A 12,422-nucleotide genomic window follows, 5' to 3' on the forward strand; every position below is an offset into this window, starting at 1 on the left:
TGCTTCTTTTTTGTGGCATCTGGCGACGCACTACGCGCCGGTGCTCTCGGCAGAATATGCCGCGCAGCTGAGCAAAGTCGATCGCCAGGAGCAACTCGATCGCCAGCCTGTCGGCACTGGCCCGTTCCAGCTTAGCGAATACCGTACCGGTCAGTATGTGCGCCTTGCCCGCAATGCCAGTTACTGGAAAGGATTGCCGAGGATGCCGCTGGTGGTGATTGATATGGGGGCGGGCGGCACCGGTCGCCTTTCTAAATTACTGACCGGCGAATGCGACGTGCTGGCCTATCCTGCTGCCAGCCAAATTTCGGTGCTGCGCGACGATCCGCGCCTGCGGCTGACGCTGCGGCCCGGTATGAATATTGCCTATCTGGCTTTTAATACGCGCAAAGCGCCGCTGGACCGTGTTGAGGTGCGTCAGGCGCTGGCGCTGGCGATTAACAACGAACGGCTGATGGAGTCGGTTTACTACGGCACCGCAGAAACGGCGGCCTCTATTCTGCCGCGAGCCTCCTGGGCATATGATAATAACGCTCGCGTGACTGAATATAATCCGCAAAAATCGCGTGAGAGGCTTAAGGCGCTGGGCGTGGAAGATCTTCAGCTGTCGCTTTGGGTGCCGGCTACGTCACAGGCCTGGAACCCCAGCCCGCTGAAAACCGCCGAGCTGATTCAGGCCGATCTGGCTCAGGTTGGCGTGACGGTTAAAATTGTGCCTGTTGAGGGCCGTTTTCAGGAAGCGCGCCTGATGGAGATGAACCACGATCTGACGTTAACGGGATGGGCTACCGACAGTAACGATCCCGACAGTTTTTTCCGTCCGTTATTAAGCTGTGCCGCTATCGGATCCCAGACCAATTTTGCACACTGGTGCGATGCCGCTTTTGACGAGACGCTGCAGAAAGCCCTGCTCTCGCAGCAGCTGGCGTCGCGCATTGAGTACTACAGCAAGGCGCAGGCCAGGCTGGCGCAGTCTCTGCCGGTGCTGCCGCTGGCCTATTCGCTGCGGCTGCAGGCCTATCGCCACGATATTCACGGGCTGGTTCTCAGCCCGTTCGGCAACGCCTCCTTTGCCGGCGTTTACCGCGATCGGGGGGCTAAACCATGATTATTTATACGCTAAGAAGAGGCGTGCTGTGGCTGGTCACGCTGTTTCTGCTGACGCTAGTCGGTTTCAGCCTGAGCTACTTTACCCCCCATGCGCCGTTACAGGGCGCTTCGCTTAGCGATGCGATGCTGTTCTGGTATCAGGGGCTGATGCAGTTTGATTTCGGCGTATCCAGCATTAACGGTGAGCCGGTTTCTCTGCAGCTGCTGGAAGTTTTCCCCGCCACACTGGAGCTGTGCCTTCTCGCCTTCGTGCTGGCGATGGCTATTGGCATCCCTTTTGGTATTGCCGCGGGGGTGATGCGTAACCGCTGGCAGGATAAAGCGATTAGCGCCCTTGCCCTGTTGGGCTTCTCTATGCCCGTATTCTGGCTGGCGCTGCTGCTGACGCTTTTTTTCTCGCTGGATTTGGGTTGGCTGCCGGTTTCAGGCCGCGTCGATCTTCTCTATCCCATGAAAAACGTTACCGGCTTCGCGCTGATCGATGCCTGGCTGAGCGACTCGCCGTGGCGGCATGAGATGCTGAAAAGCGTGCTGCTGCACCTGATACTGCCGGTGACGGCGTTAGCTGTTGCGCCAACCACGGAGGTGGTGCGTTTGCTGCGTATCAGTACGCGCGAAGTGATGGAGCAAAATTACATTAAAGCCGCCTCGACTCGTGGTCTTTCAAAGCTGACTATTATTCGCCGTCACGTGCTGCACAATGCACTGCCGCCGGTGATTCCTCGCCTGGGGCTGCAATTTTCAACCATGCTGACGCTGGCGATGATCACTGAAGTGGTGTTCAGCTGGCCAGGCCTGGGACGCTGGTTGGTAGATGCCATCAGGCAGCAGGATTATGCGGCCATTTCCGCTGGCGTAATGATAGTGGGTGGTCTGGTGATTACCATCAACGTGCTGGCCGATATCCTGGGCGCGCTGACGACGCCGTTAAAGCATAAGGAATGGTATGCCCTCCGATAGCGCATGCAGCACGATAAAATAATTATTTAAAATCAATATATTGAAAAAATATCCTTAACTAAAATCTCTATAAAACACGCTTTCATGTACACATCGATGGGGGCGTGTTTTTTTAGGCCCGTAGTGACCAGGTAATATTCTCTTTTTTGTCATTGACCCTATACGGTCGTGCCCACACGTCCCATCTTGATAAAACCTGCAAAGGCCTGGAAAAGGTCACAAACCTTTGCCTGTCCCTAATCTGCCCCATCAAAACGGCAGCCTGTCATCACAAATTTTCATCACCCAAGCCACGACTACGCCCCGGATCAGCATGTCATCCAGCACTGCTCCATCCTGAGCTTCACCCTCTGGCGTGATTATCGCCCGGCCCATTATCTTGCCGATCCCCTGCTCCCCGAATAGCTCATAGCAAACCTCATCTCAGGGCTGTGCCTTTAGTGACGAGTCCACGACGTAGCTCAGGTTGCCATGCTCAATGAGGAACGTCGCAGATGGATGTGAAGGATGAACAGCTTGTTCAACTCGATGCGCGACTCTACATAGTCCTGCGCCGGTGATGGAAATCCCATGATGCCGCTCCTTTTTTCTTTTTTTATATACAGCATTAAACCCCATTACTAAAAGCAAGCATTACTATTGCTGGCTGCAACTATGTCTTTACGTAACCACTAAAAAAATCCATATTAATAGCGGCTAAACAACGAGTAACTTAAGGACAAGTGATGGATACTGTTGAAGAACTCAACAACACATATTATTACGCAGGCAGATCTAATCTCACAGCTTGTGAATTACTATTCATGATATTTTGTGAAAAAACTATTGAACAGTTAGGGTTAGGTATAGAAGACACGGCAGCTGTGGTGGCTATTGTTTCGGGTAGAAACAATATTCCTACGCGCGCGAAGCCAGGAGGTGCAATAAAAAACACTTCTATAGCATTAATGACTGCCAGACGTGTATTTAAAAAAGCCAAATTCCCTTTCATGACTAAATTACCCACTATAGTTGGCCATATTACAAAACCCAAAATGCTAAAAATAAGAATGGTAGCAAATATAGGGACATTTGTTGGCCGCTCAGTACCTGTACTGGGATGGGCTATTCTAGCTTCTGACGTATCGCAAATAACCTGGAATACAATAAGGGATTATAATTCCATTGCACGGGGAGATGACAAGATATGGTAAACAGCATCGAAAAAAGAATCTTTGATTTTGTGCAGGCCTTTGCCGGGTCTTATGTCTTTAGTACTAAAAAAATTCAATTATCAATCGAGACAGACCTGGATTCCGATTTACAACTAGATGATGCTGAAGCTGAAGAGCTTATGGAGAACTTTTTTAAAAAATTCTCTGTAAAAAAAGAAAATTTTAATATAAACAATTATTACCCGCCTCAGTCATTTTCGCTAAATCCCTTTAAAAGGGCAACGCCTATCCCTGTCCCTGATTTGACTATAGGCATGCTAATAGAATCAGCTAAAGCTGGCCGTTGGCTCTATAATTAATCTACAGGCTCCCAATTAAAACTGCATGGATATACAGTAATATTGCTCGATAAATCTGATCAAGCTGCTACGCTCAGGGATTTTGTAAAGCTATTGAAGATGTTAATGCTTTTTTGTGCAACCCATTCGGTTTGATCACGCTTTGATCGCCCACCACGTATCCTGCTGAGTTCGATGCGGCATACTCCTGGCCGTCGCAGGAGATTTTTTCAATCATGGCTTTTCCGGCCAGTTTATATCAGCGGCAGAAGAGGTATCTACCGCGTTAACCTCATCGATATAATCCAGTACAGCATTTAGCCTGGAGGTTTCAGCTGCAGTAATCTTTCTTCCGGCTTGTAACTTCAATTGCAATACACTTACTGACTGCATTGCACTGTCAATCCGCGACTGTCTGTTTTGCTCAGCAATTTCCAAGATAATCTCACGGCTTGGCAATGGCTTATCCATTAAGACGCGGCCGCCATCTGCGCCGGTGGTAATCATTTGCCCGTTCGCCTGCCCATCAAACATTGCATCATATGTTTCCTGCAGCGCTTCTACCCAACAGATGTCCACACCTTCAGTCGACTTGATGCCCAGCGGATCGAAGCGCAGGCCCTTAAACAGGAATTCGCTGCCTGATGCGTTGGTGATGCGGAACCATGGGTTAAGCCCAAGCATTTCAATCTGGTCTTTCAGCAGCTTGTGTACTGAGTCCTTGATGGAGTTCTGCACCTCACGGGTGCAGAGTATCCAGAGCTTATTACTGGCAGCCATGATGACAAGATCGCGGGCAGCATCTCATGATTTCGCACCGCTGCGCCCACCGTGAAACGTCTTATATCGCTTTGGCTGGAACAGAGACTTGAACTTAGGCGTAAAACTAAGTCTCGTCTCCGCTACTGCCATCTTCCACTCCGAAGCTAACAACGAACGTAGGCGCCGCCAGCGGTAGCCCGTTAGCGCCAACCAGTTCGTTTTTAACGTTGTCTTTGAATGCCTGGACAGTTACGTGCTTGCCAAGCAGTTCAAGATTTTTGACTTTGTCCGGCCACTTAATCTTTTTGAGCATGTTTTCGATTGTGGTTTCATCGAAGTTGGTAATGCTCGTATTGATATCGAAGCCGCTAAGAGTTGTACGCCAGACTTTCGGCCACTCGCTGACAGCTTTAATGCCGCTGTCGTCTTTCAGGATGTCGAGTACATCCATCTGTTCGATCTCCAGTAAGCGGCGCGAAACATAAGAAGTATCAATATTTATTTGGTCACACCGCTGCGCTTTGAGATCTGCGATACGGTTTTGGATGTTAGGTTTTGTTAGGTTTTCACAGCCAGCTGCGCGGGGGGTCTTTTTGCTGTACCCCGCCCGAATAGCCGCTTGCATGGCGTTCAAATCGATGAGGTACTCGCGACAGAACATTTCTTGTTTGTCGGTGAGTGCCATGCTGTATCTCTGCGAAAGGAGTTTTTATGTCTAATGAATCATTATTAAAAACGATGCTTGACCAAGATGTTTTTGCAAACGAAGACCAAAAAGTTTCTGGAATCGCTCAGCGAGCCGTAGATCATGGATACGACGCTCTTAGCCCTGTTCAAAAGCATGTGTTGTCACCATTTATGTCGCATGGTTGTGATGGCGTAGAAAACCCAGGCGGCCACCATAATGATTGTGAAAATTTATTGACCGGCTCTGAGCTTGAGTCCGCATATGAAAATCTAAATTACTACGATGCATGCTTTGCTCTCAATGTGTTGATGAACTGGAGGAATATAAGCGCCAATGGGATCGAATTTCCCGAGAATAACCAGAATTAAGTTCTATCTTGCACAGATTCTATCTTGAGGGTGTCATCAGGAGCCAGATAGACCCGGCTACCATCTTCGTGGGCAATACCATTAAAGCTGTTAACCACTTCCGGCTGTGAGCAGTTCATCGTCCAACACGGGTTTCGCCGGAATTTGGTAGCTACTGTGATGCGGTAGATATTTAAAATCCAACTTTTAAGCCTTGTCAATAAAAGTAAAAGGATTTTACTCAACTCATACTTTTCAGTGCCGATATACCTTAAGGAACGGTATAAATCACACATTATGAGAAATGGGTTAACCACTTATGAATGAGTTATTTAAGGCTGCATTACCCTACGCAGGTTTATTTTCTATAGCCGGAGGGGCAATAGCATTTACTTGGACAATAGTTATGTACTTTTTGAACAGCCGAAGAGAACGCGCCAAGGCCGAATTTGAGAGATTTCATGATGTTATGAGAAAGGTACAATTTGATGAAGTAGATGGGAAAAAGGAAAACCCCTATATTGAAATACAAGTTTCTGCAATATACGAGCTAAGCTTTCTTAAGCGTTACTACCCTCTATCATCAGTATACTTAGCCGCCAAGAGAAAAGAGTGGCTAACCTCATCGGAAAATGAGAAATATCAAAGCATGGGTGTCCCAGCTATTGATCTTGCCCTTAAGAAGATTGATAAAAAAAGTTTATTGTTAAGGTTAAAGGATTACTTTGTTCGGTTTTTCACACCGACAAGGATTACTTAAAACACTGCTCATTGATGTCTACTGCAGTCCGGCTATTTGCTTCCTAGTAATTTCAACTCCCCCTCTGAGGGTGAAATAAGCCCGTTGAACGGTGTCAGTAAGCTCGGGGCTAGCTGCATCATGAGGCGCACTCGTAAATGCGCCTTGTGATAGTCACAAAAAAGCCCCCGTGAGGAGGCTTTATCGCTTATGACTTGAAGCCACTTTTGCCATGGGCTTTTCGCCATGCTTTAACAGCGGCGACAATCTTGACAGGTGTTGCGTCTTTATCTTCGCTGTAAAAGATCAGGTCAGAACCTTCAGGGTGCTCGCTTACCGAAATGAAATTTTCCAGAAGTTTGTCCTGATGAGCCTCGCCGCCTTTAGCGCTGCAGATTTCACTCACAAGTTGGGTGAATTCTGCTTCCGTGTAGTCTTCAAATTTATGCTTCAGTTCCATATTTTCACCTTATTTCTTTGAATGAATTTCGATATGACGCTTTGGTGTCAGGACGCGAAGGTTATCGATATCATACACCTCGCCGCCTTGTGAGATAAGTTCGACATGATGAAGCTCAAAAGAGCGACGGCCGCCAACACTTTCTTTCGCCTGTACGCGAGGTGCTAATCCTTCTTTCATCCGCTGACGGTTGTTAGTGTTAAACTGGCCTGCCAGTTCGGAATCGGCCACAACCTCCTTCCAGAAAGCATCGCGAAACGCATCAAAGCTTCGGAACTCTTTACCAGCCAATTTTTTAGCAATCCGTGTTGGCACTGGTACACCTAATTCTTTACCAGAAGCCATTAGCCACTTGCCCACAACATCTGCACCAACGCCTTCGACTTTACCTGGCAGGTCACGTCCACTTTGCAACATGACATAGATCGGTTTCAAGCCAGAATCAGCAGGGAAAATCAGGATTGCATCCCTAAAGTCCATGTCATCGGCCATTGGGAAGCTTTCAATCACCGGCGAAGTATTTACAGGGTTGTGATTACCTGTATTACCAGGAACTGCATCACTATGAGCTGGCGTTACAAGAGGCGGCAAGCCTTTATAGCCAGGAGCTTTCTCAGGTGAAACCAAAATTGTACGCGAAGGCAGGCCGCTTTCTGCTGGTATAGATACTGAATAAAGCCCTGTTACCTTATCGATCGAAGCATTCAATACACGAACAGCGCTCGGGTTAACAGTTCGTACAAGATAGGTTTTGAGTGCATTTTCTGTGTAATAAAGGCGGCCACGAACGGCCATATTGACAGAGCCATTAACGTCAGCAGCAGCTTTTAAAGCAGCGTCAGATGGGAGTTTAATTGCATCTGCAGGCATAGCGGACAGGAACATATTGATATCTTCTCGTCCAGGCACCTTATCACTACCTTCACCCGCACCTGGAATGTATGCCACGGATGCAATCAGCGCACCAATGCCACTTCCAGAAATGACTGTGCCGATTAGCTCTGCGACCACAGTACGTACAGAGGTCCATGCGGTCGCAGTTGCAGCCTCACCCAGTGTAAAACCGCCTAAACCCGTTTCGGCAAATGAAATTGGCGCAGCAGAGGCGGCTATCGCAGGAAAACCAGCAAAGCCAAATACATTCTGCTCTTCTAATTTTGAACGCGCAGCTTCAAGTGCAGCAGCTTTAGTTGCAGCTTCTGCTTCGCTTTTTGCTTTTGCATCAGCATCAGCTTTAGCTTTTGCAGCCGCATCTTGCTCTGCCTTAACGCGAGCTGCTTCTGCAGCCTGACGTTCAGCTTCCGATCTTCGCTTAGCTTCAGCATCAGCCAATACTTGCGCCAGTCGGGCATCGGCGGAGCTTTTCGCCGAATTTGCAGCATTAGCCTGAGCTTGTAAGTTGTTAACATTATTTTGTGGAGGATTGCGTTGATTCACAGCAGCGTCTAAAGCAACTTTTTTTTCAGCTGTAACCTTCATAGCGGCCTTGAGTTCAGCATACTTAGCCCTTTCGATCATACCCGCTGGCGTAGTAGGTGGCGCTCCAGATGGGGTTTTAGCCCACTCCTGACGCTTCACTTCCTGAGCGGCTGCAGCAGCGTTATATTCGTTTTCTCGCTGAGCAACTAAACCATTCAATGCATTCAATTCATTTTGAGCATTATAAAGGTTTGAATTTGCGGCGTTAGCATTGTTTTGAGCAATAGTTGCATCACGCTGAGCCGCCTCTACAGGATGTGCAGCATCCCATTCTGCCTGTTGACGCCGGGCTTCTTCTTCAGCCTTACGCTGCGCTTCTGCGGCAGCTGCATCATTCGCTGCCTTTTGCGCTGCTGCTGCTGCTGCTGCTTTCTTCGCATCTAATTGCACCTGAACGAGTGCACGAGCTTGTGCCTGACGTGCAGTTTCACCATTTTTCCAGTCTTTACGATTATTCAAAATCGGCCGCGAATAAAGGCTTACCCCGGTAATATTGTCATTACCGTCAACGGTTACAGTATAAATATAGCCATCAACTGCTGAACGGAATCCCGATGGAACAGGTGCCGTTACATTAGTCCGAAGGTTATCGCGACCTTCACTGCCTGAATGGCCATCTGACCAATGAAGTGAGTTATCTGGCACCCAATTCATGCCTCGTGAGATTTCAATCCGATATTCACCGTTAACCCACTGCCCTACAACTTCTCCAGGCTTAGCTGGTGACAGGACGTATCGACCATTACCAGAGTTGCCAGACGGGCCTGAGCCTGTATTAACACCACCGGTCGGTCCTCGCCCACCACCACCAAACTGGTTGTTATGAGCATTGTCAAAACCATTTCCTGAACCCATAAAAATTCCTCTTTGACGTAAAATAAAAACCAATAAAATACTGTATAAATAAACAGTATAATTGGATTTTACGCTTCATGCCTTATGGGTGCAATACTGTATAAAGCAATATTTATCAAATATTTATAGGAACCATTTGGAGTAAATGTGTGCAATAAAATCACACAAGTATTTAAAATTTATTCAGTAGCTATATCTAATAAAAGCATTGCTCTCTGACGTACTGTTGCAACCCGGTTATTTGCTTTCCGGCAACTTCGATTCGCTCTCTGAGGGTGAAATAATTCCGTTGAGCGGAGTCAGTAAGTCGGGCGCTGGCTGCATCATCCATGCCGGAGGAGGTGGTGGCGGATTGCTTCGTGCAGGTTGAGTTGAGCTGCAGCCGGCGCTTGCCAGTAGCAACATCATCATGCAGCTGATCGATAGTCGCTTTAGCATTGGCTAACTCCTTCGTGTATTTCTCATCAAGGGCAGCCACATCGTGCTGGCGTGTCTGCATGTCCGTGATGGTGTCTTTTGCTAGCTTGAGATTGCTGGTTGCCGTGTCACGCTGTGCTTTGTAGACAATCGCATTGCCACGGTAATAAAGCGCTAAAGCTACAGAGGTGGCTAACAGCAGCAGAGCCAGCAGGATAAGCCCGGTGAGCACTTTAGCCTTTGAGGTCATCGGCACTCTCCGCCAGGCACATTGTCCGCTCCATATCGCGACGGTTCATTAATCCCCGCCACTTCTGACCGCCAGCGTATATCCATCGACGAAGCTCTTCACATGCGCCATCAACGTCACCGGCATTCAGACGCTTAAGCAGAGTCGATTTAGAGAATGCGCTAGTGCCAACGTTATAGGTGAAACTGTAAAGTGCGGCACGCTGATATTCACCCAGTGGAATTTTCACCATGCCATCAACCGCTTTCTTAACTAGCTGCAGGTCATTCCACATCAGCCGATCACATTCGCGGTCGGTGTATTTCTTACCTTTGATGATGTCGGTGCCAGTGTGGCCGTCGCAGACAGTCCATACACCTGCTACATCTTTATAAGGCTCGTATACCCTGCCCTCTACCCCATCTTTTCCGCCGAGGAATACCGTAGCGATAGCCATAGCTCCGCCGCCCGCGACAGCAATTAGCTTATTGCGCAGGCTGTTTGACATAGCCATGGGTTAATCCTCGTTGATGTCTGGTGCAGTGGGCCAGCGCTGAAGAGCCTTGATTTGGGCCAGCGTTGCCTTGCGCTTGTAGTACCAGTTGATGCCGAGCGTGAACAGCGCGACCAGAATACCGGCCAGCACGCCTACAGCACTCCACTCGTCAGGACTGAGCCGGGTAAGGAGACCGTTGGCAATCGTCCCGGCAGATGCGCCATAAGCAGCGCCTGATGCCAGTTTGCTCATATTAAATGCCATATACACCTCCCATGGGGGCCGGTGCTGTGTGTGATTAGAAAAATTTTAAAGTTCAAGAGCAACGCGACCGATAATTTGCAAATACCATAAATAATAAGGAGTCATTATGGAATCGGTATCAAGTTATAAAGAGTTAGCCCGAGCAATCGCAATCGACTCAAACAGAATCGAAATTTCAGGAGATATCACTAAAGGAACTGTAAAAATTGTATGCACTGGTTCCATAAGTTGGGTAATAGCCTTTGGAGCTATCGGAATTGCTTACGCAGCTATTGCTTTAGCTCCAACGACTGCGGGTACAAGTGCTTCAGTTTCTGCATTTTCAGCCCCAACTGCTGTCGCAGCAGTAGGATTTCCAGCGACCATAACCGCCATTGCTATTTCAACTGCTGCTGGCTCAATTACGATCCTAAAAAAACTTCGTCGTTATAAAGTTGAGTCATGCACCGATGGACACGCAATTTTGGTAAGAAAATAATTTAGCTATTTTTAAATTTATTTTTTTGCAATCGATAATCGTTTGTTAGGCATTTTAATTTGAGAGTCACCTTGAAAATGCCAAGCCTTAATAATAATTTTCGGGATTACATTTGTATGGCAAAAAAACATCCGGGAATCTGCCCACACTGTAGAACAACAGTTACTCCCGTCATTCTGGAAGAAAATTTCGTTCGCAGGGATAAATGTCAGTGCACCAACCCAAAATGCCTAGGCATTGTTTACGCTTGCCGATCGCCAGGCTGTGACCATTACGCCAAAGGTGGAAATTCATGGGATGAAGAACTTTGTCCAGCATGTACAAAAGGAATAAGTGAGTCAGCCAAGCCAATTATCGAAAACGCAGCAATAGTCATAGCTGGGCTTGCTGTTACAGCAGCGGTTGCCAAATTTAAGAATGAAGAATCGTAAGATCAAAAAGCCCAAGGGGTTAACCTCGGGCTTAAATTCGTTAACGAAGGCAAAAACCTCATCGTTAGAGCCAAATTACCACAGTTTCGGGAAAAGTAAATAGCTCGCTATAGAATATCAGACTATTTATTATTGCGCTATGCAGTTACTTTCGATAAAGAAGTGTTTGCCCAAGCTTCTTCTGCCTCCAGCTTGCAGACAAGTGCATCGTAAAAGGGCTTAACGTTTTTCTTCCACGTATCCAACGTTATTGCATTAGTGATTATGCTCAAGGCCCGATGGGCGTCAGTGGAAGGTATGCGTTCATAACCACAACCACAGCAGCGCTTACAATCTCCCATCACTGGTACGCCATGAGCTTCAGTTTTCTTTCTGTCCAGGGCTTTACCTCTCCCAGAACAGTCATTACAGGCCGCAGATACGATGCCGCGCCCTTCGCATGACTTACACCGCACCCGCACAACTTCCCGAACATTGCGCCTTACGCGGCCGACCAGCGGCGACTTCATAGTGAAAACTTCCGCTTCAATGAAGCCAATCCCGGAGCAGCAATCGCATTGCTTGACGCTCGCCGCACTACGGCAATGATCCAGATATGCGTAAGTTGCGAGCACTTGCGCGACCGCTGGTTTAATATCACTTTCAAGTTTGCGGAGGGCTGCAATCCTGTCGCAGGTTTCAAGAGCATGTTTGGTTAGCAGGCTGATCGCCCGATCGCTGTCCTGCTTACTGATTCCCATCTTTCCCAGAAACGCGCTGTAGACCATTTCAGCGCGGCTCTGAGCCATCCCCATTGCTGCCATTACATCAGTGCCGGTCAAAGCTTCTGAGGCGGTTGCGCGTGGTGAATCGGTGAATTGCGGTGATTTTGGAGAGTGAAATTTAATAGCGCTTTCAAGATTCATGCTGCCTCTCTTTGTTTAATCAACTCTCTGGTTTTCTGCCGATAATTTTGGGCCAGTTCCTGTAACTCTTCCCGTGTCCACTTTTTCAACTCGTGTATCCCCATAAGGCGATCGAAAACAGCCTGGCCAATCTTCGCGATGAGTCGTGGCTTGTACTCGCCGATATTGACGGACAGATAGAAGTTGCAGTGCTCACACTGAAGATGGCAGTTGGTTTTGTCGTAACGGGTTTCTTTGCAGGCCCCTACCGTGCGGTAGTGCCCGGCATTCATCTTCGCGCCTGTGTTGCGACCGCAACTGATACAGGGCT

General features: G+C 48.1%; 19 protein-coding genes and 3 pseudogenes. 8 read left to right on the forward strand and 14 right to left on the reverse strand.

All coding sequences use genetic code 11. The features are described from left to right. A partial coding sequence (gene sapA / locus RTK32_RS11260; RefSeq protein ID WP_312043959.1) for an ABC transporter substrate-binding protein SapA occupies positions 1-1,108 on the forward strand: 1,108 nt, incomplete at its 5' end. Further along, complete coding sequence (gene sapB / locus RTK32_RS11265) at positions 1,105-2,070, forward strand: putrescine export ABC transporter permease SapB (protein ID WP_312043961.1); 966 nt, start codon at positions 1,105-1,107, stop codon at positions 2,068-2,070. The genes sapA and sapB, both read left to right, overlap by 4 nt. A 249-nt stretch (positions 2,071-2,319) precedes the next feature. Here the strand turns inward: sapB and RTK32_RS11270 are convergent, their stop codons facing one another. Both RTK32_RS11270 and RTK32_RS21325 read right to left on the reverse strand, forming a co-directional pair. Then, complete coding sequence (locus RTK32_RS11270; protein WP_312043963.1) at positions 2,320-2,445, reverse strand: hypothetical protein; 126 nt, start codon at positions 2,443-2,445, stop codon at positions 2,320-2,322. 99 nt (positions 2,446-2,544) lie between these two features. Next, positions 2,545-2,639, reverse strand: a pseudogene (locus tag RTK32_RS21325) (DNA polymerase V subunit UmuD); the annotation flags it as partial. A 156-nt stretch (positions 2,640-2,795) separates the two neighbouring features. On the opposite strand from RTK32_RS21325, the gene RTK32_RS11275 reads away from it, so the two are divergent. Together RTK32_RS11275 and RTK32_RS11280 are read left to right on the forward strand one after the other, a co-directional pair. Continuing rightward, positions 2,796-3,263: an STM2901 family protein gene (locus tag RTK32_RS11275; protein ID WP_312043965.1), complete on the forward strand. Its 468-nt coding sequence runs from the start codon at positions 2,796-2,798 to the stop codon at positions 3,261-3,263. Beyond that, a complete protein-coding gene (locus RTK32_RS11280) occupies positions 3,257-3,583 on the forward strand; it encodes a DUF1493 family protein (protein WP_312043967.1) in 327 nt (108 codons plus the stop codon). Before RTK32_RS11275 ends, RTK32_RS11280 begins: the two co-directional genes overlap by 7 nt. A 73-nt stretch (positions 3,584-3,656) precedes the next feature. Here the strand turns inward: RTK32_RS11280 and RTK32_RS11285 are convergent, their stop codons facing one another. The 4 genes and pseudogenes from RTK32_RS11285 to RTK32_RS11300 form a co-directional block, all read right to left on the reverse strand. Next, positions 3,657-3,800, reverse strand: coding sequence for a hypothetical protein (locus RTK32_RS11285; RefSeq protein WP_312043969.1), 144 nt, complete (start codon positions 3,798-3,800; stop codon positions 3,657-3,659). Further along, positions 3,797-4,096, reverse strand: a complete 300-nt coding sequence (locus RTK32_RS11290) for a tail fiber assembly protein (protein ID WP_312043990.1) — start codon at positions 4,094-4,096, stop codon at positions 3,797-3,799. Before RTK32_RS11290 ends, RTK32_RS11285 begins: the two co-directional genes overlap by 4 nt. A 15-nt stretch (positions 4,097-4,111) precedes the next feature. After that, positions 4,112-4,348, reverse strand: a pseudogene (locus RTK32_RS11295) (phage terminase large subunit); the annotation flags it as partial. A gap of 100 nt (positions 4,349-4,448) precedes the next feature. Then, complete coding sequence (locus tag RTK32_RS11300) at positions 4,449-5,009, reverse strand: terminase small subunit (protein ID WP_312043970.1); 561 nt, start codon at positions 5,007-5,009, stop codon at positions 4,449-4,451. Positions 5,010-5,035: 26 nt separating this feature from the next. Between RTK32_RS11300 and RTK32_RS11305 the strand changes: the two genes are divergently transcribed. Next, positions 5,036-5,380, forward strand: coding sequence for a hypothetical protein (locus tag RTK32_RS11305; RefSeq protein WP_312043972.1), 345 nt, complete (start codon positions 5,036-5,038; stop codon positions 5,378-5,380). 298 nt (positions 5,381-5,678) lie between these two features. Beyond that, complete coding sequence (locus RTK32_RS11310) at positions 5,679-6,119, forward strand: hypothetical protein (RefSeq protein WP_312043974.1); 441 nt, start codon at positions 5,679-5,681, stop codon at positions 6,117-6,119. Positions 6,120-6,137: 18 nt separating this feature from the next. On the opposite strand, the pseudogene RTK32_RS21330 reads toward RTK32_RS11310, so the two are convergent. The 6 genes and pseudogenes from RTK32_RS21330 to RTK32_RS11335 all read right to left on the reverse strand — a co-directional run. After that, a pseudogene (locus RTK32_RS21330) lies at positions 6,138-6,254 on the reverse strand (lysis system i-spanin subunit Rz); the annotation flags it as partial. A 52-nt stretch (positions 6,255-6,306) separates the two neighbouring features. Further along, the gene (locus RTK32_RS11315; protein WP_312043976.1) at positions 6,307-6,558 is read right to left on the reverse strand and encodes a bacteriocin immunity protein; all 252 of its coding nucleotides are present in this window, start codon (positions 6,556-6,558) and stop codon (positions 6,307-6,309) included. Positions 6,559-6,567: 9 nt separating this feature from the next. Continuing rightward, positions 6,568-8,925 carry an S-type pyocin domain-containing protein gene (locus RTK32_RS11320; protein ID WP_312043978.1) on the reverse strand — a complete coding sequence of 786 codons (2,358 nt, stop codon included), beginning with the start codon at positions 8,923-8,925 and terminating at the stop codon, positions 6,568-6,570. Between the two features lie 163 nt (positions 8,926-9,088). After that, complete coding sequence (locus RTK32_RS11325; RefSeq protein ID WP_312043979.1) at positions 9,089-9,559, reverse strand: lysis protein; 471 nt, start codon at positions 9,557-9,559, stop codon at positions 9,089-9,091. Beyond that, positions 9,543-10,046 carry a lysozyme gene (locus RTK32_RS11330; protein WP_312043991.1) on the reverse strand — a complete coding sequence of 168 codons (504 nt, stop codon included), beginning with the start codon at positions 10,044-10,046 and terminating at the stop codon, positions 9,543-9,545. Before RTK32_RS11330 ends, RTK32_RS11325 begins: the two co-directional genes overlap by 17 nt. 9 nt (positions 10,047-10,055) lie before the next feature. After that, entirely contained in the window at positions 10,056-10,298 is a 243-nt protein-coding gene (locus tag RTK32_RS11335; protein ID WP_312043981.1) for a phage holin, read from the reverse strand. A gap of 106 nt (positions 10,299-10,404) precedes the next feature. Here RTK32_RS11335 and RTK32_RS11340 point away from each other — a divergent pair, with 106 nt between their 5' ends. Together RTK32_RS11340 and RTK32_RS11345 are read left to right on the forward strand one after the other, a co-directional pair. Beyond that, positions 10,405-10,776: a hypothetical protein gene (locus RTK32_RS11340; RefSeq protein WP_312043983.1), complete on the forward strand. Its 372-nt coding sequence runs from the start codon at positions 10,405-10,407 to the stop codon at positions 10,774-10,776. A gap of 116 nt (positions 10,777-10,892) precedes the next feature. After that, positions 10,893-11,207 (forward strand): hypothetical protein, encoded by a 315-nt coding sequence (locus tag RTK32_RS11345; RefSeq protein ID WP_312043985.1) that lies wholly within the window; start codon positions 10,893-10,895, stop codon positions 11,205-11,207. 137 nt (positions 11,208-11,344) lie between these two features. Here RTK32_RS11345 and RTK32_RS11350 read toward each other — a convergent pair whose 3' ends face one another. Both RTK32_RS11350 and RTK32_RS11355 read right to left on the reverse strand, forming a co-directional pair. After that, positions 11,345-12,112, reverse strand: a complete 768-nt coding sequence (locus tag RTK32_RS11350; protein ID WP_312043986.1) for an antitermination protein — start codon at positions 12,110-12,112, stop codon at positions 11,345-11,347. Beyond that, the coding region (locus RTK32_RS11355; RefSeq protein WP_312043988.1) for a recombination protein NinG at positions 12,109-12,422 on the reverse strand (314 nt) is incomplete at its 5' end. The genes RTK32_RS11355 and RTK32_RS11350, both read right to left, overlap by 4 nt.

Source organism: Erwinia sp., from assembly GCF_031978025.1.
GTDB lineage: Bacteria > Pseudomonadota > Gammaproteobacteria > Enterobacterales > Enterobacteriaceae > Erwinia.